The sequence below is a fragment of the Paraburkholderia sp. CNPSo 3076 genome (genome assembly GCF_026343935.1).
GTDB lineage: Bacteria > Pseudomonadota > Gammaproteobacteria > Burkholderiales > Burkholderiaceae > Paraburkholderia > Paraburkholderia nodosa.
The window spans coordinates 327447-350711 of the sequence record NZ_JAPMAL010000001.1 but is presented as its reverse complement, the minus strand read 5'-3'; the positions used below and the strand labels follow the sequence as shown (position 1 = coordinate 350711).

Annotated in this window: 16 protein-coding genes and 1 pseudogene; 13 read left to right on the top strand and 4 right to left on the bottom strand. The window is 64.8% G+C overall.

What is annotated here, in order from left to right:
- Nucleotides 1–53: 53 nt before the first annotated feature.
- From M3A49_RS01550 to M3A49_RS01515, 8 genes are read left to right on the top strand one after another with little or no spacing between them, the layout of a single operon-like run.
- The gene (locus tag M3A49_RS01550; RefSeq protein ID WP_028203124.1) at nucleotides 54–503 is read left to right on the top strand and encodes an exopolysaccharide biosynthesis protein; all 450 of its coding nucleotides are present in this window, start codon (nucleotides 54–56) and stop codon (nucleotides 501–503) included.
- Nucleotides 500–1675 (top strand): polysaccharide biosynthesis/export family protein, encoded by a 1176-nt coding sequence (locus M3A49_RS01545; protein ID WP_266227215.1) that lies wholly within the window; start codon nucleotides 500–502, stop codon nucleotides 1673–1675. Before M3A49_RS01550 ends, M3A49_RS01545 begins: the two co-directional genes overlap by 4 nt.
- Before the next feature lie 60 nt (nucleotides 1676–1735).
- Entirely contained in the window at nucleotides 1736–3982 is a 2247-nt protein-coding gene (locus M3A49_RS01540; RefSeq protein ID WP_266227337.1) for a polysaccharide biosynthesis tyrosine autokinase, read from the top strand.
- 41 nt (nucleotides 3983–4023) lie between these two features.
- Nucleotides 4024–4950 (top strand): glycosyltransferase family 2 protein, encoded by a 927-nt coding sequence (locus tag M3A49_RS01535; protein WP_266227214.1) that lies wholly within the window; start codon nucleotides 4024–4026, stop codon nucleotides 4948–4950.
- Between the two features lie 34 nt (nucleotides 4951–4984).
- Entirely contained in the window at nucleotides 4985–6130 is a 1146-nt protein-coding gene (locus M3A49_RS01530; RefSeq protein WP_254356704.1) for a glycosyltransferase, read from the top strand.
- 2 nt (nucleotides 6131–6132) lie between these two features.
- Nucleotides 6133–7614, top strand: coding sequence for a glucose-6-phosphate isomerase (locus tag M3A49_RS01525; protein WP_266227213.1), 1482 nt, complete (start codon nucleotides 6133–6135; stop codon nucleotides 7612–7614).
- Nucleotides 7611–8867, top strand: coding sequence for a glycosyltransferase family 4 protein (locus tag M3A49_RS01520; protein ID WP_266227212.1), 1257 nt, complete (start codon nucleotides 7611–7613; stop codon nucleotides 8865–8867). The genes M3A49_RS01525 and M3A49_RS01520 overlap by 4 nt, the downstream gene beginning before the upstream one ends.
- Nucleotides 8864–10021: a glycosyltransferase family 4 protein gene (locus M3A49_RS01515; protein ID WP_266227211.1), complete on the top strand. Its 1158-nt coding sequence runs from the start codon at nucleotides 8864–8866 to the stop codon at nucleotides 10019–10021. The genes M3A49_RS01520 and M3A49_RS01515 overlap by 4 nt, the downstream gene beginning before the upstream one ends.
- Before the next feature lie 81 nt (nucleotides 10022–10102).
- Here the strand turns inward: M3A49_RS01515 and M3A49_RS01510 are convergent.
- The 3 genes and pseudogenes from M3A49_RS01510 to M3A49_RS01500 form a co-directional block, all read right to left on the bottom strand.
- A pseudogene (locus tag M3A49_RS01510) lies at nucleotides 10103–11055 on the bottom strand (GDP-mannose 4,6-dehydratase).
- Entirely contained in the window at nucleotides 11042–12085 is a 1044-nt protein-coding gene (gmd, locus tag M3A49_RS01505) for a GDP-mannose 4,6-dehydratase (RefSeq protein WP_254356709.1), read from the bottom strand. Before gmd ends, M3A49_RS01510 begins: the two are co-directional and overlap by 14 nt.
- 37 nt (nucleotides 12086–12122) lie before the next feature.
- Nucleotides 12123–13217: an acyltransferase family protein gene (locus M3A49_RS01500; RefSeq protein WP_266227210.1), complete on the bottom strand. Its 1095-nt coding sequence runs from the start codon at nucleotides 13215–13217 to the stop codon at nucleotides 12123–12125.
- A gap of 400 nt (nucleotides 13218–13617) precedes the next feature.
- Here M3A49_RS01500 and M3A49_RS01495 point away from each other — a divergent pair, with 400 nt between their 5' ends.
- From M3A49_RS01495 to M3A49_RS01485, 3 genes are read left to right on the top strand one after another with little or no spacing between them, the layout of a single operon-like run.
- On the top strand, nucleotides 13618–15789 hold the full coding sequence (locus M3A49_RS01495; RefSeq protein ID WP_266227209.1) for a hypothetical protein: 2172 nt from the start codon (nucleotides 13618–13620) through the stop codon (nucleotides 15787–15789).
- Nucleotides 15790–15819: 30 nt separating this feature from the next.
- A complete protein-coding gene (locus tag M3A49_RS01490) occupies nucleotides 15820–17286 on the top strand; it encodes a flippase (protein ID WP_266227208.1) in 1467 nt (488 codons plus the stop codon).
- Nucleotides 17283–19769 (top strand): glycosyltransferase family 4 protein, encoded by a 2487-nt coding sequence (locus M3A49_RS01485; protein ID WP_254356711.1) that lies wholly within the window; start codon nucleotides 17283–17285, stop codon nucleotides 19767–19769. Before M3A49_RS01490 ends, M3A49_RS01485 begins: the two co-directional genes overlap by 4 nt.
- Before the next feature lie 614 nt (nucleotides 19770–20383).
- Here the strand turns inward: M3A49_RS01485 and M3A49_RS01480 are convergent.
- A complete protein-coding gene (locus M3A49_RS01480) occupies nucleotides 20384–21568 on the bottom strand; it encodes an acyltransferase family protein (protein ID WP_266227207.1) in 1185 nt (394 codons plus the stop codon).
- Nucleotides 21569–21767: 199 nt separating this feature from the next.
- On the opposite strand from M3A49_RS01480, the gene M3A49_RS01475 reads away from it, so the two are divergent.
- Together M3A49_RS01475 and galU are read left to right on the top strand one after the other, a co-directional pair.
- Nucleotides 21768–21911 carry a hypothetical protein gene (locus tag M3A49_RS01475; protein ID WP_169739118.1) on the top strand — a complete coding sequence of 48 codons (144 nt, stop codon included), beginning with the start codon at nucleotides 21768–21770 and terminating at the stop codon, nucleotides 21909–21911.
- A 264-nt stretch (nucleotides 21912–22175) separates the two neighbouring features.
- Nucleotides 22176–23066 (top strand): UTP--glucose-1-phosphate uridylyltransferase GalU, encoded by an 891-nt coding sequence (galU, locus tag M3A49_RS01470; RefSeq protein ID WP_266227206.1) that lies wholly within the window; start codon nucleotides 22176–22178, stop codon nucleotides 23064–23066.
- Nucleotides 23067–23265 lie beyond the last annotated feature (199 nt).

The window sequence follows — 23265 nt, the reverse complement described above, 5'->3', positions numbered from 1 at the left end:
GCGTTGCCGGGCTTCGTGCGCAGCGTCATGTAAAGGAAGGGAGTCACGCGACCATGATCAAGAACGTGCTCATCGTTTGCCACGCCAACGTCTGCCGCTCGCCGGCGGCGGAGCAGCTCTTTCGCGAGCGTTTGAGCGAACAGCAAGGCTCACGGGTGGAATCGTTTCAATCGGCGGGCCTGCGTGCGCGCGATGGCGACGACATGGACCCCGTGATGCAGTGGCTGCTCGCCGAGCGCGGCGTGAAGGTGGGCGGGCACCAGTCGCGCCGCCTCACGAGCCGCCTCGTGCGCTCGGCGGACCTCGTGCTTGTGACCGAGCGCCGCCAGGTCGCCGCGGTCGAGCGCATTGAACCCACCGCGCGCGGCAAGGTGTACGCGCTCGGTAACTGGGAGAACTCTGATGTCAGCGATCCGCACGGGCTCCACGAGTCCGCGTATCGCCAGAGTCTTGAATTGATGGATCGCATGGTAAAGGGATGGTTGAGCCGGATATGCCAATGACAAAACTGAAACTGACGGCGGTAGTCGCGTTGAGCGTCTTCGTTTCCGCGTGCGCGACGGCGCCCGGCAACTATCTCGACACGTCGAGCCTGAAAGAACAGCCGAACAACCAGCCGCAGCAGCAATTCAACGTGCAGCTCATCACGCAGCAAGTCGTGCTGCAGCAGGCGCAGACGGCCGCGGCGCAGCCGAAGGCGCCCCTGCCGCCCTCGAAGTTCGCGAACACAGCCGACTACGTCTATCACATCGCGCCGCAGGACATTCTCGGGGTGACCGTGTTCGATCACCCCGAACTTTCGACGCCGCAGGGCTCGACGTTCTCCACGGGCGGCAACACCACGCAGACGGTGGGCCAGGCGCTCACGCAGCCCTATACCAACGCGCTGCCCGGCCAGGCCGACCCGTACGGACAGACCGTGGCCAAGGACGGCACGATCTTCTTCCCGTTCGTGGGCCGCATCATGGCCGCGGGCAAGACGCCCGGCCAGATCCGCGACCAGCTCGCGGCCGGCCTCGGCCCCTACGTGAAGAATCCGCAGGTGGACGTGCGCGTGCTCGCATACCGCAGCCAGAAGGTGCAGATCACGGGCGACGTGAAGACGCCGGGACCGCTCTCCATGAGCGACGTGCCCCTCACGCTGGTGGACGCCATCACGCGTTCGGGCGGCACGACCGACAGCGCCGACATCAACCGCGTGCGCCTCACGCGCAACGGCAAGCTGTACATCCTCGACGCGAACCGCTTGCTCGACGGCGGCGATTCGACCCAGGACGTGCTGCTGCAGAGCGGCGACGTCATCAATATTCCAGATCGTTCGGATAGCAGAATATTCGTGATGGGCGAAGTGAAGACGCCCCTGCAGACAAACCTGATTCGCGGCAACCTCACGATCGCCGACGCGCTCACCCAGGCGGGCGGCATTCTCGATACCGACGCGAACCCGCGCCAGATCTTCGTGATGCGCGGCATGAAGGACAACCCAACGCAGCCCGAGATCTACCGTCTCGACATGACCAAGCCCGACGCGATCATGCTTTCGTCGCAATTCCAGCTCAAGCCGCTGGATGTGGTGTACGTGGGCACGGCCGCTTCGACGACCTTCAACCGTGTGTTGCAGCAGGTGCTGCCGACCATCCAGACCGTCTTCTATCTGAAGCAGATCGCGAAGTAACAGCGTGATCGAAAAGCTTCGAAAGAGGACGCAGGAGCAACACCTAAACAACGGGATTGAATCGTGACCATACAAGCCAATAGCCAGGCGGCCCCGGCGGCCCGCACCGAGGAAGAGGACGTCGTCCTCGGCCAGTTGCTGCGCGTCATCATCGACGACATCGGCTGGCTCATCGCGATCGCGGCGGCGGTGATCGCCATGGCCGTGTTCTACTGCTTTATCGCCAAGCCGGTTTATACGGCCGACACCCAGGTTCGCGTGGAGCCTTCCGACTACACGTCGCAGGCCCTCACGCAAACGCAAACCGGCGCGAACATCAGCTCTGGATCGTCGACGGGCAGTCTGCCCACCGACGCCGAAATCCAGATGATCAAGAGCCGCAGCGTGGTCGAGCCGGTGGTGAAGCAGTTCAAGCTGAACACCACCGTCACGCCGGTCATGCTGCCGTTGATCGGCAGCCTGTCCGCGCGTCTCGCGACGCCAGGCACGCCCGCGCGTCCGTGGTTCGGGTTGAGCAACTGGCTCGGCAACTTCGCGTGGGGCGGCGAAGTCATCAACCTCGACTCGATCGAGGTCACGCCCGAGCTCGAAGGCAAGAAGCTCTCGCTGACCGCGCTCGACAACGATCGCTACGTGATTTCGACGCCGGACGGCGCGCGCCTGCTCGAAGGCACGGTGGGCCAGGTCGAGCAGGGCGGCGGCGTGAAGCTGCTCGTCAACAAGCTCGTTGCGCGTCCGGGCACCCGCTTCAATGTCGTGCGCCTGAACGACCTCGATGCGATCAGCGGCTTCCAGAACGCGATTCAGGTCCAGGAGCAGGGCAAGCAAACGGGCGTGATCGACATCTCGCTCGAAGACAACGACCCCGAGCACGCGGCGGCGATCGCGAACGCGGTGGCGCAGTCGTACCTGCGCGAGCACGTGGCGACCAAGCAGGCCGACGCGAGCAAGATGCTCGACTTCCTGCGCAGCGAACAGCCGCGCCTGAAGTCGGACCTCGAGAATGCCGAAGCGGCGCTCACGGCTTACCAGAGCAAGTCGGGTTCGATCAACGCGAGCGATGAAGCGAAGATCTATCTCGACGGCAGCGTGCAGTACGAGCAGCAGATCTCGGCGCTGCAACTGCAGATCGCCTCGCTCCAGCAGCGCTTCGGCGACCAGCACCCGGTGCTGATCGCGGCGCGCCAGCAGCTCGCGCAACTGCAGGGCGAGCGCGCGAAGTACGACACGAAGTTCCGCGACCTGCCGGCCACGGAAGTGAAGGCCGTGCAGCTGCAGCGTGACGCGAAGGTGGCCGAGGACATCTACGTGCTGCTGCTCAACCGCATCCAGGAGCTTTCGGTGCAGCGCGTGGGCACGGGCGGCAACGTGCATATCGTCGATCCGGCCCTGCGCCCCGGCAAGCCGTCGAAGCCCAAGAAGCTGCTGATCGTCTCGGCTGCGTCGCTGCTCGGCGTCATTCTCGGCACGGGCTTCGTGCTCATGCGCCGCAACATGTTCAAGGGTATCGTCGATCCGGATCAGATCGAGCGCTCGTTCCAGCTGCCGGTGTACGGTCTCGTGCCGCTTTCGCCGGAACAAATGGCGCTCGAAAAGCGCGCCCCGGTGCGCGGCGGCACGCGTCTGCGCGAAGTGCTCGCAAACTCGCGCCCGAAGGACCTCACGGTCGAAAGCCTGCGTAGCCTGCGCACGTCGCTGCAGTTCAGCGTGATGGACGCGCGCAATCGCGTAGTCATGCTGACGGGTTCGGTGCCGGGCGTGGGCAAGAGCTTCCTCACCGCGAACCTCGCCGTGCTGCTCGCACATTCGGGCAAGCGCGTGCTGATGATCGACGGCGACATGCGCCGTGGCGCGCTCGAACGCCATCTGGGCGGCCCGCAGGAAAACGGCTTCTCCGAGCTGCTCTCGGGGCAGATTTCGCTGGACGAGGCGATTCGCGCGACCGAAGTGGACAACCTGCACTTCATGTCGTGCGGCCGTCGTCCGCCCAATCCTTCCGAGCTGCTGATGTCGCCTCGTCTTGGCCAGTACCTCGAAGGCCTGTCGAACCGCTACGACGTGCTGCTCATCGACACGCCGCCGGTGCTCGCCGTGACCGACGCCGCCATCATCGGCAGCCATGCGGGCTCGACGTTCCTCGTGCTGCGTTCGGGCATGCACACGGAGGGCGAAATCGCCGACGCGCTCAAGCGACTGCGCAACGCCGGCGTGCGTGTGCAGGGCGGGGTGTTCAACGGCGTGCCGGCGCGTACGCGCGGCAACTACGGCTACGGCTACGCGAACGTGCGCGAGTACCTGAGCGCATGACGCCTTCGCCCCCATCAAGTACAGCCAGGGAGGAACCCGCGATGAAAGTGACCGTGCTCGTGCCGACCTATCGGCGTCCTGATGATCTGTCGCGCTGTCTTTCGGCGCTGCTGCGCCAGCAGCGCGCGCCCGACGAGATCGTGGTGGTGGCGCGCGCCGACGACGAGGCGACGCACGCATGCCTCGCCGAACACGTCACGCCCCGCGTGCTCAACGTGGCGGTGGCCATCGTCGAGGAGCCGGGGCAGGTGGCGGCGCTCAATCGCGGCATCGAGGCCGCGACGGGCGACGTGATCGCCATTACCGATGACGACGCCGCGCCGCGCGCCGATTGGGTCGCGCGCATCGCGGCGGCCTTCGAGTCCGACCCGAAGCTCGGCGCGCTGGGCGGCCGCGACTGGGTGCACGAAGGCGGCCGCATGATCGACGGCGAGCGCACGCTCGTGGGCAAGCTGCAGCGCTCGGGCCGCATCGTCGGCAACCATCATCTCGGCGCGGGCGGCGCGCGCGAAGTCGATCTGCTCAAGGGCGCGAACATGAGCTATCGGCGCGCGGCGATCGGCGACCTGCGCTTCGACCGACGCCTTCGCGGCACCGGCGCGCAAACACATAACGACATGGCCTTCAGCATGAGCGTGAAGCGCTCGGGCTGGAAGCTCGTCTACGACCCGCTCGTGGCCGTCGACCATTACCCCGCGCCGCGTCCGGGCGAAGACCCGCGCAACGCGCAGACGCTCGCCTCGATCCGCAACGCCGCCTACAACCTGCACATCATCCTGCTCGGCCATCTCACGCCGCTGCGGCGCGAAACCGCCTGGTGGTGGTACGCGCTCGTCGGCACGCGTGTGTACCCGGGCCTCGTGCACACCGGCCTGAGCGCCGTACGCGGCGATTCCGCGGGCGCGGCGTTCGCACGCTGGCGCGCAGTGCGCGGCGGCGCACGAGAGGCGCGCCGCGCGCTCGTTTGAGCGACGCGGCCAACGACTAAACGGAGGACCCCGAATGAGCGGTACGCAAGTCCACGTCCACCTTTTCTATGGCGCCGATCCGCGCCGCTATCGCAAAGGCGAGAACATCGGCAGCCTGTACGGCTACCATCACGCGGAATCTGCGGAATTCGCCCTCAATTACGCGCAGGACGCGAGCGAGAGCACGTCCATGCGCTTCATGCGGCGCGCACTGAAGGCCGCGTTCGGCTTCGACTTCATTCATGCGTGGCGCAATCGCCGCGCCATTCTGCAATCCGACGTCATCTGGACGCACACTGAGCAGGAGCATCTGGCCGTGGCGCTGGTGCTGCTGATGAACGCGAAGAAGGGCGGCGCGCGCCCGCTACTGCTGGCACAAAGCGTGTGGCTGCTCGACCGTTGGCCGGGCTATGGCGCGCTGCGCCGTGCGATTTACAAGCGGCTTCTCAAGCGTGCCGATCTGCTCACCACGCTCGCGAGCGAGAATGCCGCGCTGTGCGGCGAGTATTTCGGGCGCGAGGCGCGTCACGTGCTCTATGGGCTCAATACCAGCGATTTTCCGCTGCGTCCGCCTTCGGAGTGGACGCCGCATACGCCGGTGCGCGTGGCCGCGATCGGCAACGACCGCGACCGCGACTGGGCCACGCTCGTCAGCGCGCTCGGCAACGATTCGCGCTACCAGGTGCGGATCGCCACGCGCCGGCGCATGCCGGCATCGGCGCGCGCGGACAACGTCGAAATCGTGCGCGTTTCCGGCATCAAGCAACAGCACGCGCTGTATGACTGGGCGGACATCATCGTCGTGCCGCTGCGGCCCAACACGCACGCTTCGGGCATCACGGTGATGCTGGAAGCCGCGGCGCTCGGCAAGCCGATGATCGCGACGAAGGTCGGCGCGCTCGAGGACTACTTCGACGACAAGGCCGCCTCGTATGTCGAGCCGTTCAACGCACAGCAGCTGCGCGACGCGGCGAATGCGCTCGTGGCCGACCCGGCGCGGGCGCTCGCCCAGGCGCGTGAAGCCTGCGAGCAGCTGCGCACGCGCGATCTCACGACTGAGCACTTCGCACGGCAGCACGCGCAGCTCACGCGCGAGATGCTGCACGAGCGCGACGCGCTCAATGGCGAGTCGATTGCGAGCGAACCCCGTGGCCGGGGCGTCGCTGCGCGCGGGATGTGATCATGGACGTCACGACCGCTATCCCGGCACCCGCGCCGGCGCCTCAGCCGGGCCGCCGCCGCGGCGGCCTGCGCAGCCTGTTCGGCCGCGATACGCTGCCGCCGCTCGCCTTGTGGGTATTGACAGCGCTCCTGATCGGCGCGCACCAGGGCACCGTTCTTACGCTGGCGTTTCCCGTGCTCGCGATCGCGGTGGGATTCTGGCTCTACTTCGTGAACCCGGTGCGCTATATCGGCTTCATGTGGTGGCTATGGTTCCTGAGCCCCGAAGTGCGGCGCCTCGCCGACTACGGCAAGGGCGGCTTCACGCCGACCAGCCTCATTCAGGTCGCGCCGCTCGCCGTCACGATGATCAGCGGCATTTCGCTGCTGCGCTACTACCCGATCCTCGGGCAGCGGCGCGGTCTGCCGCTCCTGCTCGCGCTGCTCGGCATCGGCTATGGGTTCGTGGTGGGCGTGGTGGGGAGCGGCCCGGCCGCGGCAGTCTATGACCTTGCCAACTGGATCTATCCGTTTCTGATCGGCTTTCACATCATGGCGCTCACGCGCCAGTATCCCGAGTGCAGCAAGACCATCATCAACACCTTCATCTACGGCATGCTCGTGATGGGCGCGTATGGTCTCGTGCAGTTCTTCATCATGCCGCCGTGGGATGCGATGTGGATGATCGGCTCGGACATGAACTCGCAGGGCGACCCCGTGCCGCTCGGCGTGCGTGTGTTCAGCACGATGAACTCGTCGGGCCCGTTCGCGTTCGCGATGATGGGTGCGATGGTGTTCGTGATGGCCGCGAAGCATCGCGTGCGCTGGGTCGCAGCGGCGTTCGGGTTCTTCTCGTTCGCGCTCTCGCTCGTGCGCTCCACCTGGGGCGGCTGGGCGATCGCGATGGTGATCCAGCTGATGAAGTCGAGCAACAAGGTGCGTATTCGCATCATCATCAGCGCACTCGTGCTCGCGGGCGTGTGCGTGCCGCTGCTCACGTTCGGTCCCGTGGCGGACCGCATGCAGCAGCGTCTGAATACGCTCGTGAACCTGAAGGACGACCAGAGCTACGAGGCGCGTAACCAGTTCTACGCCGACTTCGCGAAGAAGGCCTTCACCGACGTGACGGGCGAGGGCCTCGGCGCCACCGGCGCATCGACCAAGCTCTCCAGCAATAACGGCCAGCTCGGCCAGTACGGCAGCTTCGACAGCGGTGTGATGAACATTCCGTTCGTGCTGGGCTGGCCCGGCACGCTGCTCTACATGTCGGGCGTGCTGTGGCTGCTCGTGCGCGCGGTGCGCGTGTCGTTTCGTTTTCCCGAGGACCGCTACGTGTGCGCGTGCCTGAGTCTCGCGATATCGATCTTCGCCATGCTCGTGTTTACCAACTCGCTCGTGGGCACCGGCGGCCTGCTGCTCTTTTCGAGCGTGTTTTCCATTCTCAGCGCGGGGCATTGGGCGAAGCTTCAACGCCAGGCCCCGACCACGGAGGTCTCCGATTGAGAGTCGCAATTGTCACGCATGTCGTGCGCCACAATGACGGCCAGGGCCGCGTCAATCATGAAATCGCGCGCGCCGCGCTCGACGAGGGGTTCGAGGTGACGCTGGTCGCCTCGCATGTCGCGCCCGAGCTGCTTGCCCACCCGAAGGTGAAATGGGTGAGCGTGCAGCCGTCTCGCGCATGGCCTACCAACCTGCTGCGCCAGCAGGTATTCGCGTTGAAGAGCGCGCTGTGGCTGCGTCGCAACCGGCGCGAATACGACGTGCTCCATGTGAACGGCTTCATCACCTGGGCACACGCCGACGTCAACACCGCGCACTTCGTGCACGGCGGCTGGGCGCGCAGCAAGTATTACCCGTTCGGTCTCACGCGCGGCCTGTGGTCCGCTTACCAGTTCGTCTACACGCGCGCCAATGCGGTGCTCGAGCGCTGGGCGTACCGGCGCTCGCGCGTGATCGCGGCCGTTTCGCGCAAGGTCGCCGACGAAATTCGCGCCTCGGGCGGCAACCCCGTGGAGCGGCTCGACGTGATCTACAACGGCGTGGACACGCGCGGCTTCTCGGCCGCGAGCGCGGATCGCGCAAAGTTCTCGCTGCCCGCCGACGCCTTCCTGCTGCTTTTCGTGGGCGATCTGCGCACGCCGCGCAAGAACCTCGGCACGGTGCTGCATGCCATGAAGCAGATGCCCGAGAACGTGCATCTGGCCGTGGCGGGCTACCTGCCTGGCAGCCCGTATCCCGAGCTCGCACGCGAGCTGGGCATCGAGTCGCGGGTCCATTTTCTCGGCCTCGTGCGCGAGATGCCCACGCTCATGCGCTCCGTCGATACCTACGTATTTCCTTCGCGCTACGAAGCAATGAGCCTTTCGCTGCTCGAAGCGATGGCGGCGGGCTTGCCCGTCGTCACCGCGCGCACGGCCGGAGGCGCGGAAATCATCACGCCCGATTGCGGCATCGTGCTCGAAGACCCCGACGACGTGCCGGCGCTCGCCAACGCCGTGAAGACGCTCGCCACCGACACGCCGCGCCGCCTCGCGATGGGCGAGGCCGCGGCGGAGCTTGCCACGCAGTTCGGTTGGGCGCGCATGGCCGCGCAGTACATCGCGCTCTACCGGCAACTGGCCGGCGACGCGAGCGAGGCCGCGCGCCGCGAAGAACCCGTATTCGCCGCTGCGACGCTGACGGGCGGGCAATCGCTCCAGCGCGCAGACACCCCCCTGATAACCGCATACGTGCAGAATAAGGACACGCGATGACCACACAATCCATTCAATCGCTGCAGATCGGCATGCACTGGTTTCCCGAGCGCGCAGGCGGTCTCGACCGCATGTACTACTCGCTCGTCGGCGCGCTGCCCGGTGCGGGCGTGCGCGTGCGCGGCGTGGTGGCCGGTTCGCCCAAGGTGGCCCAGGACAGCGGCGGCGCGATTCACGGCTTCGGCTCCGCTTCGCGCTCGCTGCCGTTTCGCCTCATGGATGCGCGCCGCGCGCTGCGCAGCGAAATTCGCCGCCACCGTCCCGACGTGATTTCCTCGCACTTCGCGCTTTACACCTTCCCCGGCCTCGACGTCACGCGCGGCATTCCGCAGGTTTCGCACTTCCAGGGCCCGTGGGCCGACGAAAGCTTCGTGGAAGGCGCGGCGACGCTGAGCCAGCGCATCAAGCACTCGCTGGAGCAGTCGGTGTATGAGCGCTCCTCGCGGCTCATCGTGCTGTCGAAGGCGTTTGGCGACATTCTCACGCGCCGCTACGGCATTTCGCCCGAGCGTGTGCGCATCGTGCCGGGTTGCGTGGATACGGCGCATTTCGACCCGGCCTGCACGACGGCGGAAGCGCGCCTGAAGCTCCAGTTGCCGCAAGGCCGCCCGATCATCCTCGCCGTGCGCCGCCTCGTGCGCCGTATGGGCCTGGAAGATCTGATCGACGCGATCAAGATGGTGAAGCAACGCCACCCGGACGTGCTCCTGCTGATCGCGGGGCGAGGCCGTCTGGAGTCCGAACTGCAGCAGCGTATCGACGAAGCGGGGCTGGCGGACAACGTGAAGCTGCTCGGCTTCGTGCCGGACGCGCACCTGCCTTCGCTCTATCGCGCGGCCACGCTGAGCGTGGTGCCGACGGTCGCGCTGGAAGGCTTCGGCCTGATTACGGTGGAGTCGCTCTCCGCGGGTACGCCGGTTCTGGTGACGCCGGTGGGCGGTCTGCCGGAGGCGGTGGCCGGTCTGTCACAGGATCTCGTGCTGCCGAGCACGGGCGCGGACGCGATCGCCGATGGCATCGATGGCGCGCTCTCGGGCCGCATCAAGCTGCCGGATGACGAGGCATGCAAGGCGTATGCGCGCGAGCACTTCGATAACGCCGTGATCGCGAAGCGCGTGGCCGGTGTTTACGCGGAAGGCATCGCCGCTCACTGAAGCAGGTCGATCGACCGAAAGAAAACCGCCGCTCGGGAGAGCGGCGGTTTATTTGTAGAACAAGAGTCAGCAAGCAGCGCGCTATTGCGTTTCGAGCACGCGTTCGCGGGCCTCTTCGTACATCCAGCGCACCGTTTCTTCGAGGTGCTTGCGCGAGCTGTCGCCGACGATGGAACGCAGCTTCGCGTTCGACCCGATCAGCTGACGCACTTCGTTGGCGCGGACGAAACGCGGATCGATGTGCACCTCGATCTCGTAGCCGGCGATGCGCGCGAGCATGTCGAGCAGCGCGCCAAGCGTCTGGCCGCTACCCGAGCAGACGTTGACGGTGGTGCCGCGCGGCGCGACTTCGACGAGCCGCGCATAGGCGTTCACCACGTCGCGCACGTCGGAGAAGTCGCGGGCCACGTGGAGGTTGCCAAGCGAAATCTGTTTTTCGCCGCGTGCGTAGTGGTCGACGATCTTCGGGATCAGGAAGTCCGGCGACTGGCCCACGCCCGTGTAGTTGAACGGGCGCGCGACGACGATCGGCAATTGCGCCTGAAAGCGCCTCGCGACGTATTCCATCGCGAGCTTGCTGACTGCGTAGTCGTTGGCGGGCTGGGGCTCGACATGCTCGTCGATCACGCCGTTGGTGGCGTTGCCGTAGACGTTCGCGCTGCTGGCCAGCAAGACGGCGCGCGGCACGTGCTTCTGCTGCGCGAGCGCCTCGAGCAGATTGCGCGTGCCGACGACGTTCACGACGTAGGTGCGCGCCACGTCGCTGTCGGCCACGTGGGCCACTGCGGCGAGATGCACGACCACGTCGGGCTGCACGGATTCGAGCGCATGGGCGATCGCGGCACGGTCGAGCAAGTCGGCTTCGATTGCGGTGGCGCCGAATGGGAAGGCTTCCGCGCCCAGCGACTCGCCCGCACGGTGCCCCACACACGGTAGCCGTCCGCCGCGAGGCGGGCGGCCATATAGCGGCCCGTAAAGCCGCCAATGCCCGTGATGAGCGCGCGCGGACGGCTAGCGGGATCAGAATGTGTCATGGCGTTCGTTGCGCGCAAGGTCGGCCGTGACCATCATCTGGCAGAGCTGCTCGAGCGAAGTCTGCGGCTTCCAGCCGAGTTTTTCCTGCGCCTTGGTCGCGTCGCCAATGAGCAGATCGACTTCGGCGGGGCGGTAGTAGCGCGGGCTCACGCGCACGAGCGTGCGGCCGGTGGCGACGCAGATGCCGGCTTCGCGCTCGCCCTTGCCCGACCATTCGAGCTGGAAGCCGGCTGCGGCGAAGGCCATTTTCACGAAGTCGCGCACGGTTTCGGTGCGGCCGGTGGCGAGCACGTAGGTGTCGGGCTCGTCGGCCTGCAGCATGCGCCACATGCCTTCGACGTATTCGGAGGCGTAGCCCCAGTCGCGCTTGGCGTCGAGGTTGCCGAGTTCGAGCATGTTCAGCTTGCCGAGCTTGATCTTGGCGACGCTGTCGGTGATCTTGCGCGTGACGAACTCGCGCCCGCGCAGCGGCGACTCGTGGTTGAAGAGAATGCCGCTCGTCGCGAAGATGTCGTAGGACTCGCGGTAGTTGATGGTGGACCAGTGCGCGAACAGCTTGGCCACGCCATAGGGGCTGCGCGGATAGAACGGCGTGTCCTCGCATTGCGGAATCGCCTGGACCTTGCCGAACATTTCGGAGGTCGAGGCCTGATAGAAGCGCGTTTTCGGATTCACGACGCGAATCGCTTCGAGCATGTTCAGCACACCGATGCCGGTGACTTCGGCGGTCGTGGCGGGCTGGTCGAACGACACGCCCACGAAGCTCTGGGCGGCGAGGTTGTAGACCTCCTGCGCCTGGGCGCGTTCGACGAGGCGCAGGGTCGAGCCCGCGTCCGTGAGGTCGTGTTCGACGAGTTCGAGCGACGGATGGTCGAGGATCCCCAGCTCGTTCATGCGCCAGAAGTTGACGGAGCTGGTGCGGCGATAAGTGCCGGTGACGTTGTAGCCCTTGTCGAGCAGAAGGCGCGTGAGGTAGGCGCCGTCCTGGCCGGAAACACCGGTGATGATCGCTTTGCGACGTTCGTTCATGTGATGTGCCTTTGAAGTGTCGAACGGGATTCAGGAATTACGATTGCGGGCTCGACTGGCTCACACGCGCAGCAAGGTCGACCGGCTCAGCCGCAGAGCGGCGGCGCGGTCCGCGCGTGAGGCGGCGCTCGAAGAGAAACCAGCTCGCGCTTGCATAAGCGAGCGTGAGGACGAGCGCAATCGCGGCGCTCTGGATGCGGCCGTAGTGGAGCGGCCACACGGCATAGAGAATCGTGAGGTGAATGAGGTAGATCGTGTAGCTGATCGTGCCGATATACACGAGCACCGGGTTGGAAAGCAGGCGCCGCACGATGCCTTTCGACTGCAGTGCAAACACGACGATGGAGGTGCAGAGCACGAGCGAAACGCTATAGAGCACGGCGTTGGAGAGCGGCGTGTTCATGCCTCGAAAGCGCGGGTAGTGCAGGTGCAGCCAGGCCAGCACGCCGAGCGCCGCGAAAAAAAGCACGGCGGCGGGCCACTTGAAGGGCTCGAGCGCATTGCGGTCGCGGCGCACGAGCACGGCGAGCAGCGCGCCGGCAGCCAGCAGGTCCATGCGGAACGGCGTGAGGTAGTAAATCGGCCAGTACGAGTCGAACCACGGCGTCGCGACGGCGCGCAGCACGGGCACGAGAAAGATGAGCGCGGCGGCCACCACGGCCATGACTCGTTGCGGCAGGAGCAGCACGACGAAGGGCCAGACGATGTAGAACTGCTCTTCGACGGCAAGCGACCAGAGGATGTTGAGGCTGTCGTGCCCGCTCTGCCCGAGTGCGTCGCCGATATTGGTGGCGAAGAATGCATACCACGGCCAGTAGTGCGCCCAGCCAAAGCCGAACAGCAGCGACGAAACGATGAGCAGCAGCACGTAGGGCGGCAGGATACGGCGCACCCGGCGCGCATAGAAGTAGCTGAAATACGATTGCCCGCGCGCCTTGCGCTCGAGCAGGATGCCGGTGATGAGAAAGCCGCTCAGCACGAAGAACAGGTCGACGCCCATCCACAGCGGCGCGCGCAGCGCGTGCTGCGCGAACACGGCGAGCACGGCGAAGGCACGCAGACCGTCCAGCTGGACGATGCGGTGGGAATGGTTGGCGGGGCCTTGTTGATTGACTAGGCGGCTAACGGTCATCGGTTCTCCGGTGGGTTCATGCATGCGCGATTCATTCTAGAAAGAATTAAATGTTCAAAAAGCCGAAATATATTGATTCTGGATTTTTGAATTTAAATGCCGGAATTCGCGCGATATGACATGCGCATTACCGTATGGAAATCGGGATTGGCCTAGCTGAACACCGCACCGCACGGCCTTTTCGGCGTGATATCGGCGTTTGAGAATTTATTTCCGAATGGCTCAGAAATGGGTCATAAATACTGAATTTTTTTGAATTATTTTCCCTTTTTTGGAGGCGATTTTTCACCGGGTTTGTACGGCATGATCCTGGCAGATTGCCGTCATCAGACCGGAGGAATTTGCCTTGCCGTTATCGAATCCCGATCGACGCTTGCGCAGGACGTTGGCACTGGCCGCGATGTGCACGTTTATCTGCACGTCGTCGGTTCAGACCATCGCCGCGCCGCAACTCAACGTGACGACCTCGTGGATCGGCAATAGCTTTGGCAACGGCCAGGGCACGTGGATGCAAATCAACGTCACGGCCATCGCCGTCACGCCCGAAGGCAAGGTGTTCACCAACGCGCCGTGGGACGAGAGCGGCGCCGAGATCAGCGCGTACCAGGACGGCAAGCCGCTCGGCTTTGCCGGCGGCACGCACGGCTGGGGCGGCGCCGGCGGCAACGCCGTGGCCGTGAACCATCGCTATCTGTATGCGGCGGTTGGCGTGGGCAACGAGAAGGGGCATCTGGTCGGCAGCGGTATCTGGCCCGCGAAGGGCAGCCAGTGGTACGGCATCACGCGCCGGCCGCTCGACGAGCCCAAGCGCGCCGCCGCGTTTCAGGCCTCGCCCGATCCGCTCAATCCGCATGCGCAGCTTTCCGCGTCGTTCCTGAAGATCAACGAGGTGGCCGCCGGCACGCATGCCGACATTGGCGGACTCGCCGCGACGGATTCGACGCTCTATGTGAGCAACACGCCGATGAACCGCATCGAGGTGTACGACGCGAACTCGATGCAGCGCAAGGGGCAATGGGACGTGCAGGCGCCGGGCCGCATCGCGCTCGCGGCCGACGGGTCGGTGTGGGTGCTGACGGGCGCCGAAGCGGGCAAGGGCGCCGCGCACCCGCGCGTCGAACATTACTCGGCAGACGGCAAGCGCCTCGACGACACGCTCGCGCTGCCCGACGATTCGGTGCCGGTGGATCTCGCGTTCGATCCGCAGCAACGCCTGCTGATCGCCGATAACGGGCCGCGCCAGCAGATCCTCATCTTCACGCGCAACGGCAAGACGTGGACGCAGAGCGCCACGCTCGGCGAGCGCGGCGGCATCCTCTCGGGCGTCGCCGGGCGACCGGGTCCGGGCCGCTTCAATGGCCTCACGGGCGTTGGCACCGACGCGCGCGGGAACATCTACGTCTCGACCAACGGTGTCGGGCCGCAGCACGAAGACAACATCGGGGCGGGTCTTGGCGCAACGCTGGAGGCCTATACGCCTGCCGGCAAGCGCTTGTGGAACCTGGAAGGGCTGCTGTTCGTGGACGGCGCGTGGGTGGACCCACAGCGCCCCAACAGCGTCTATACGGGCAACAAGCGCTTCGAACTCGACTTGTCGAAGCCGCCGGGGCAGGACTGGAAATATGTCGGATTCCTGTCCAATCGTTTCCGCTATCCCGACGATCCGGTCTTTCACACCGACCAGTGGCCGGGCCTGCCTACCGCGCGCGTGTTGAACGGGCACACGTTCCTGTTCCTCACCGACATGTACGCGGACCACCTGAAGATCTACCGCTTCGACGCGCAGCGCGACGGCGAGACCGCGATTCCCTCGGGCTTCATCGCGGGCCGCGGCCGCGGGGTGCAGAACGTGCCGAACGCGCCGCCGCCCGGCGGCGACTGGATCTGGCGCGACGCGAACGGCAACGGCGCGCTCGACGCCGACGAATTCACGCGCAATCCGGGCCGCGACCATCTGGCCGGCGGCTGGGGCTGGTGGATCGACACGCGCGGCGACATCTGGCGCGCGCGCGACGACAAGGGCATCTGGCGCTTCCGCTTTGGCGGGCTCGACGCGAAGGGCAACCCGATCTACTCGTACGACAAGCTCGACAAGTACGCGGTCCCCGCGCCGTTCACCGAAGTGCATCGCGCGATCTACGAGCCGCAAACCGACACGCTCTACGTGACGGGCTATACGGCCGATGCGCCGCACGATCCCGGCTTCTGGAAGGAAGCGGGGCGCGTGCTGGTGCGCTACGACAAGTGGTCGAGCGGCCACCCCGAGCAGCACTACATGCTGCGCCTGCCGTGGGACCCGAAAGCGAAACCGCCCGTCACGCCCGCGGGGCTCACGGTGGAAGGCCAGTACGTGTTCGTGGTCGAGCCCGCGGGCAACGTCCACGTGTACGACAAGGACAGTGCGAAGGAGATCGGCACCTTCGGCCCGGGCGCGGAAGTGGGCAACACCTCGGGCTGGGTCGACGTGCCGTTCGGCATCACCGCGCATCGCGAAGCGAACGGCGAATACCTCGTGTTCGTCGAGGAAGACGCGCGCGGCAAGGTGCTCATGTACCGCTGGAAACCGGCCTGACCCGTTACGGGCCACGCAACTGGATACCTAATGGACAAAGGAATACTGCGCAACGTCGCAATCAATCTGTTCGGTCTCGTGCTGCCGACCTTCGTGTCGCTCGTCACGGTGCCTTCGTATATCCGCCTGCTCGGCGTGGAGCGCTATGGCGTGATCGCGCTTGTCTGGACCCTGATCGGCTACTTCAGCGTGCTCGACCTCGGCATGAGCATGGCCGCGCAGAACCAGATCTCGAAGGCGTATGCGTCGAAAGACGCCGACGCCTGCGAGCGCGTGTTCTGGAGCGCGTTCTGGCTGAACTTCACGACCGGCGCGATTGGCGGCCTGCTGATCTATTCGGGCGGCGCGCTCTATACCGCGTATTTCACGCACGTCACGCCCGAATTGCGGCACGAAGTCTATCTCGCGCTGCCCTGGCTCGCCGTGGCGATTCCGGTGGCGAACGTCTCGTGGGTGTTCGCGGGCGCGATCAACGGCGCGGAGCGCTTCGGCATCTACAACACGAACCAGACGCTCGGCACGTTCCTGTTCCAGCTGCTGCCGCTCGCCGCCGCCTGGGCGTACGAACCGAATCTGCAGACCGTGCTGGCCGCCGCTGTGTTTGCGCGTCTCGCGGCCGCCATCCTGCTCGGCCGCTCGGCGCTGCGCGTGCTCGGCATTCGCAAGGTGCGCGGGCCGCGCCTCGATACCTCGAAGGCGCTCTTCAATTTCGGCGGCTGGATGCTGGTCGCGAGCATCACGACGATGATCGCGGATTCGCTCGACCGCATGATGCTGGGCGCGGGCCTCGGTGCGCGCTTCGTCACGTACTACACCGTGCCGCAGAACCTCGTCACGCGCCTGAATATGGTGCCCAATGCGCTCGTGCGCACGCTGTTTCCGCGCCTCTCCGCGCTGGGCCGCGAGCATGCGGATGAGATCGCCGCGCAGTCGCTGCAGTTTCTCAATGCCGTGTTCACGCCCATCGCCATCGGCGCGATCGTGGTGCTGCAGCCCTTCCTGCATGCGTGGGTCGGGCCCGTGATCGCCGGGCATGGTGCGCCGGTTGGACGCGTGCTGATCATCGCCGTTTGGCTCGTCGGGCAGGCAGGCGTCACGCGCATTCTCATCCAGTCGCAAAACAATCCGGCTGTCGCGGCGCGCGTCGGGCTCGTGGAGCTGCCGCTCTTTGCCGGTCTGCTGTGGCTCGGCATATCGCGCTACGGCTTGCCGGGCGCGGCCGCCGCCGTGCTGTTTCGCGCGCTGTTCGACTACGTCGTGCTGCTGTGGCTTTCGCGCATTCATAGCCGCACGATCATCGTCGATATGTTTGCACACCTGAGTTTTCTCGCCGCCGCGCTCGCACTTGCGTGGTGGCTGCCGGACGCGCTGTACGCAATCGGCGCCGGTGTCGTGCTCGCGCTCGCCAACGTGGTGTGGTCCGTTGCGACCACGCCGATGCTGCGCGGCTACGCCCGTTCCCTTCTCTTTCGACTGAATTCACGGAAAAGCGCATGAGTCACGAACTGATCGACGAAGCGGCGCCGTCCGAAAGCGCCGCCGCGCCCATTCAACGGCGCGACGCTACCAAACCGCGACGGCCCGAAACGGGCGCCGTCATGCCGCTGCGGCCGCTGCGGCCAGCGCTCGCCGCAGGCCGTGCGCCGCGCGTGGCCATCGTGCACGACTGGCTCGTGACCTACGCGGGCGCGGAGCGCGTGCTCGAGCAGATCCTTGCCTGCTTTCCGGATGCGGACCTGTTCTCGGTCGTCGACTTCGTCGATGCGAAAGACCGCACGTTCCTGCGCGGCAAGCGCGCCACGACCTCGTTCATCCAGAAGCTGCCCGGCGCGCGCAAGCGTTATCGCGCGTACCTGCCGTTCATGCCGCTCGCCATCGAACAGCTCGACGTGTCGGGCTACGACGTGGTGATTTCGAGCAGCCACGCGGTGGCCAAGGGCGTGCTCACCGGACCGGACCAGTTCCATATCAGCTACGTGCATTCGCCGATCCGCTATGCGTGGGACCTCCAGCATCAGTACCTGCAGGAGTCGAGCCTCACGCGCGGGCCGAAGTCGATGCTCGCGCGCCTGATCCTGCACTACATCCGCAACTGGGACGTGCGCACGGCGAATTCGGTGGACCAGTTCGTCGCCAACTCGGAGTTCATCGCGCGGCGCATTCAGAAGGTGTATCAGCGCCAGGCCGAGGTGGTCTATCCGCCCGTGGATGTCGACGCGTTCGAACTGGAAACCACCAAAGAAGACTTCTATTTGACCGCCTCGCGGCTCGTGCCGTACAAGAAGATCGACCTGATCGTCGAGGCGTTCGCGCGCATGCCCGAGCGCCGTCTCGTGGTGATCGGCGACGGCCCCGACATGCACAAGGTTCGCGCGAAGGCGGCGCCCAACGTCGAAGTGCTGGGCTATCAGCCGTTCGCCGTACTGCACGACCGCATGCGGCGCGCCAAGGCCTTCGTGTTCGCAGCGGAAGAAGACTTCGGCATTTCCGTGGTCGAGGCGCAGGCTTGCGGCACGCCCGTGATTGCATTCGGCAAGGGCGGCGCGCTCGAAACGGTGCGCGACACCGGTTCGCGCCCAACGGGCTTGTTCTTCGAAGAACAAAACGCAGACGCGATCATCGATGCCGTCGAATCGTTCGAAAGCGATCCAGGCCGATTCCGCGCCGAGGATTGCCGCGCGAACGCCGAGCGCTTTTCTTCGCGACATTTCCGCGAGCAATTCTTCGCGCGTGTGGCGAAGGCGGTGCCGACGATTGCGCAGGCTGGCTCGGCACACGGCGCGGCACCGTTTGAGATCGAAGCGGACGCACCGGAAGCGCCGCGCGTGCTCGCCATCGACCAGAGCGGCGTGCTGGGCGGTGCCGAGCTATCGCTGCTGGAAGTGGTGAAGGGCTTGCGCTCGCGTATCGACGTGCTGCTCTTCAATGACGGACCCTTCAGGGAGGCGCTCGACAAAGCCGGTGCGCGTGTGGAGGTGCTCGATTCGGGCGCGTTGAGCAACGTGCGCCGCGATGGCGGCTCGGCGCCGCGACTGGGCGTGCTTGCGGGCATCGCCGCGCTCGTGCGCGAGACGCGCCGCCGCGCGCGCGGAGCCGACGTGCTTTACGCCAACACGCAGCGTGCGATGGTGATCGGCGTGCTCGCGGGCAAGCTCGCACGCAAGCCGGTGGTCTGGCATTTGCGTGACATCGTGAGTGACGAGCATTTCGGCCGTGTGCAGCGCGCCGTGATCAAGGGCTGCGCGAAGCTGGGACTCGCGCATGTGATCGCGAACTCGCATGCGTCGGCGAAGGTGTTTGCGCAGCTCACGCGCTTCGACGCGAAGCGCATCGACGTGGTGCACAACGGCGTGGATGAATCGCCGTTCCGTGCGCTCGCGCGCGTGCCGCAGGCTCAGTTGCGCGCGCAGATCGGCTTGCCCGAGGATGCGTTCCTCGTGGGTGCGTTCAGCCGTCTTGCGCGCTGGAAGGGCCAACACGTGCTGCTCGAAGCGTTGCTCGACGAGCCGCGTGCGCATGCCGTGTTTGTGGGGGCGCCGCTGTTCGGTGAGGATGCGTATGCCGCTGAGCTGCATGCGTTTGTCGAAGCGAATGGGCTGCAGGAGCGTGTGCATTTTCTCGGCTTCCGGCATGACATTGCTGCGTGCATGCGTGCCGTCGATGTGATCGCGCATACGTCTATTACGCCTGAGCCGTTTGGGCGTGTGGTGGTGGAGGGGATGCTGGCGCAGCGGCCGGTGATCGCCTCGCGTGATGGCGGTGTGACTGAGATTGTCGAGCATGGTGAGAGCGGGTTGCTCTGTACGCCAGGTGACGCGAAGGAGCTGGCTGCCACTATCGCCAGACTGCACGATGACGCGGCGTTGCGCGATGGGCTTGCTGCGCAAGGGCTTGCTACTGCTCGGGAACGGTTTGGGAAGCAGCAGTATGTTGATGCTGTCGAGCGCGTGTTGGATGGGGTTGTTGCTCGTGGCAAGTAGTTGGTTTTTTTAGGCCTTGGTCGCGGCGCTTTGCCGTTTTGGCCTTTCCTTGCTTTCGCATCGGTATGCGAGTGTTGCCCCTGTGCGGGGCGGCACCTACTTTTCTTTGCAGCGGCAAAGAAAAGTAGGCAAAAGAAAGCCGTTCAAACCGCTAGCGCCTGCCACGGTTCACATCTCGCCGTTAATGGTGAATGGCTCCGGAGCGTCTGTCACCACTCGCCCCCAACCGGAGTGACAAGGCGCTCATCTTTCCGGCGGCGCTCCGCGCGCCGAAGGGCATAACCAAACCCCAGTGGGGCACATGAGTTCTCGCGAATTCTCACGCGTGCCACCTGGTTTCCCATGCAGACCCAACCGCAGCGCGCGTAGCGAGCAGCGGGATGAATGAGCGCCTTGCCACTAGCTTTAGTGGTGCGAGGTGACAGACGCTCCGGAGCCACTCACCATTAACGGCGAGATGTGAACCGTGGCAGGCCTAGCGGTTTGAGCGGCTTTCTTTTGCCTACTTTTCTTTGCCGCTGGCAAAGAGAAGTAGGTGCCGCCCCGCACAGGGGCAACACCTGCATACCGACGCGAAAACAAGGAAAGGCCAAAAAAGCAGCCAAAAGCGAAGCTCAAACGACAACCCGCTTCCTAAGCCGACCAGCAGCATTAAGCGCAGGCTTCTCGAATAGCCGATAGAACACCCAGGCAACGGGAATGACGCCGAGCGTGAACCCAAACGAAGGCCAGATCGAAGTCTGCAGTTCGGAGCGGAACAGTAGCGACCCGAGCAGCACGAAGAGCGGCAAATGAATGAGATAGAGCGAGTAACTGAAATCGCCGATCCTGGAGAACAGCGCCTGCATCAAGCCGGGAGAAGCAGGCGCAGGCCGCGCAAGGGCCTTGACGAGATAGCAGGCAAACGCACAGGCCCAGAGCTGGAACGCCCCAAACTGCCCGAAGTGAAACGCCACACAACCGGCCACGGCGAAAAGCCCCGCAGCAGGGTAAGCAAACCGAAACCCCGACGACCCGCGCAAACGCACTTCGGCGATCCATGCGCCGAGCATCCACGAGAACCAGTACGACGTAAAGACAATGATGTCATGCCGCTCCAGCGTCAACGCGGAAACGACATTGATGAGGGCCACGGCGGCAAGCACGACATTCAGGCCGAAACGGCGCCGCGCTGCGAAGAGCAGCGGGTACAGCAGATAGAACTGCACTTCGAGCGAAAGGGTCCAGAGCGCGCCGTTCGAGCCATACGTCTTACCGGCCACGCCCTGCAGCGAGAACAGGTTCACGAAGAAATCGCGCGCCCCGATCTCGTTGATCTTGTGGCTCACCGGAAGCAGCGAAAGGCTGACCGAATCCACAGCCAGCGTGAGCAGCAACGCGGCGAGCAGCACCGGATAGATGCGCACGAAGCGGCGCAGCCAGAACTGCCGCGCGTCGAGCCGGAAATCGGGGTTCGAAAAGAGCCGCGCGGCGCCGCTGCGGTGAATGCAATAGCCGCTGATGACGAAAAAAATCGGCACGCCCGCCGATCCCCACGCAATGGGGAACGTCAGCCACGCGGCAAGGGTGCCGGGGCTCGCGAGGCTGGCATGCAACTGGTGAAACGCGCCCATGCCGATCCAGGTGACCTGGCGGCAATGGAAATAGGCCACCAGCAAGGCTGCAAAGCCGCGCAGGGCTTCGATCAGATGCTCGCCGGCAAGCTCGCGGGCCGCGGCCACGGGCCGCGCTGCAGTGGCAGCGGCGGCAGGCAGGGCGGATGCAGGCGGCATGGCGGTTTGGAGTACGGGATCGCTCATCGGTGTCAGCCGGTCCTTGGGGAGAGTACCCGGCGATCTTAGGGGCGCGCGCGCGAGGGAAGTAAGCAAAATATTTTCAAAATGTATTCGCGCGGAAATGAGAAATGGAGAAATAAATGGCTTGAAAAACAAAGCGGTTTATTTATCGAATTTGGAATGCTAGTTTGAGTGTGATCGACTATGGTCGCTGGAGAATCCGATGAACCTGCACTTGCTGGCCGGCGTGGCCGTGCTGTTGATACTCGTGGGGGTGTCCGCGTATCGCGAGGCGTTGCGCAATGAGCCTATCCGGCGCGCACGCACGCGCTCCGCAGCCTTGCCGCCCGCCGACGAAGCGGAGTAGACTGCGCCCGAACAAGGCGCGTCATGACACAAGATGGAGCAGGAAATTCATGCCGATCTGTCTGGAATTATTCGGTGTGAATGGCAATAATTTCCGGTGTTATGCTGGAAGCGCGCAATCCGAATTTATTGGCCTTTTTTTATTCCATAAAAGGCGCTAAACAATTTTATTCAATACAAGAATCTGCCACGGCAGAACCTCGGGGAAGTCGGCTTGCCTCGCTGCGAGACCGAGACTCAAACGAACGATCTGGGAATGGACATCATGCTGAAAGTAACCAAAGCGGTATTTCCTGTTGCAGGCCTTGGGACGCGCTTCTTGCCCGCCACCAAGGCGAGCCCGAAGGAAATGCTGCCGATCGTCGACAAGCCGCTCATTCAGTACGCGGTGGAAGAGGCGATCGCTGCGGGGATTACCGAAATGATCTTCGTGACCGGCCGCAGCAAGCGCGCGATCGAAGACCATTTCGACAAGTCGTACGAGATCGAATGCGAACTCGAAGCCCGCAACAAGCAAAAGCTGCTCGACGTCGTTCGCAGCATCAAGCCAGCCAATGTGGACTGCTTCTACGTGCGTCAGGCCGAGGCGCTCGGTCTGGGCCACGCCGTGCTGTGCGCGGAAAAGCTCGTCGGCGGCGCGCCGTTCGCCGTGATTCTCGCGGACGACCTGCTCTACAGCCCCACGCCGGTCATGAAGCAGCTCGTGAACACGTTCAATCACTATCACAGCTCGGTGGTTGGCGTCGAATCGATCGCGCGTGAAGACAGCGCGTCGTACGGCATCGTCGATGGCCGCGAGTGGGAAGAGGATGTGTTCAAGCTGTCGGGCATCGTCGAAAAGCCGGCGCCGGAAGTCGCGCCGTCGAATCTCGGCGTGGTGGGCCGCTACGTGCTGATGCCCACGATCTTCGAACATCTGCGCGCGCTGAAGCCGGGCGCCGGCGGCGAACTTCAGCTCACCGATGCCCTGCAGTCGCTGCTCACCGACGAACAGGTGCTCGCGTACCGCTACATGGGCACGCGTTTCGACTGCGGCAGCAAGCTCGGTTACCTCAAGGCGACGGTGGAGTTCGCGCTGCGCCATCCGGAGGTCAAGGACGAGTTCGAAGCGTATCTGCAAGCGCATCTGCCGGCGGCGCTGGCCGCTGCGGCATAAAAACTCCATAGCGGCACAACCACGCTACGGGGTACTTCAAGCGCGCGGGCTCAGCGCCCGCGCGCGTTTCGCCCATCTCGCATCACCTCCCCAACATTCTCCGCGACCTGGCCTTCCCGCGTCGCCGTGACAACTTTGCAATCGTCTCCGGTGTATAACGGTTCTGACGGGCATGCCGAATGCGCACAGCGCGTCGTTT

Bases quoted from the DNA above. Each gene is read 5' to 3' on its own strand.
- M3A49_RS01550 (WP_028203124.1), top strand. From the start codon at position 54: ATGATCAAGAACGTGCTCATCGTTTGCCACGCCAACGTCTGCCGCTCG.
- M3A49_RS01545 (WP_266227215.1), top strand. From the start codon at position 500: ATGACAAAACTGAAACTGACGGCGGTAGTCGCGTTGAGCGTCTTCGTT.
- M3A49_RS01535 (WP_266227214.1), top strand. From the start codon at position 4,024: ATGAAAGTGACCGTGCTCGTGCCGACCTATCGGCGTCCTGATGATCTG.
- M3A49_RS01530 (WP_254356704.1), top strand. From the start codon at position 4,985: ATGAGCGGTACGCAAGTCCACGTCCACCTTTTCTATGGCGCCGATCCG.
- M3A49_RS01525 (WP_266227213.1), top strand. From the start codon at position 6,133: ATGGACGTCACGACCGCTATCCCGGCACCCGCGCCGGCGCCTCAGCCG.
- M3A49_RS01515 (WP_266227211.1), top strand. From the start codon at position 8,864: ATGACCACACAATCCATTCAATCGCTGCAGATCGGCATGCACTGGTTT.
- gmd (WP_254356709.1), bottom strand. From the start codon at position 12,085: ATGAACGAACGTCGCAAAGCGATCATCACCGGTGTTTCCGGCCAGGAC.
- M3A49_RS01500 (WP_266227210.1), bottom strand. From the start codon at position 13,217: ATGACCGTTAGCCGCCTAGTCAATCAACAAGGCCCCGCCAACCATTCC.
- M3A49_RS01495 (WP_266227209.1), top strand. From the start codon at position 13,618: ATGTGCACGTTTATCTGCACGTCGTCGGTTCAGACCATCGCCGCGCCG.
- M3A49_RS01490 (WP_266227208.1), top strand. From the start codon at position 15,820: ATGGACAAAGGAATACTGCGCAACGTCGCAATCAATCTGTTCGGTCTC.
- M3A49_RS01485 (WP_254356711.1), top strand. From the start codon at position 17,283: ATGAGTCACGAACTGATCGACGAAGCGGCGCCGTCCGAAAGCGCCGCC.
- M3A49_RS01480 (WP_266227207.1), bottom strand. From the start codon at position 21,568: ATGAGCGATCCCGTACTCCAAACCGCCATGCCGCCTGCATCCGCCCTG.
- M3A49_RS01475 (WP_169739118.1), top strand. From the start codon at position 21,768: ATGAACCTGCACTTGCTGGCCGGCGTGGCCGTGCTGTTGATACTCGTG.
- galU (WP_266227206.1), top strand. From the start codon at position 22,176: ATGCTGAAAGTAACCAAAGCGGTATTTCCTGTTGCAGGCCTTGGGACG.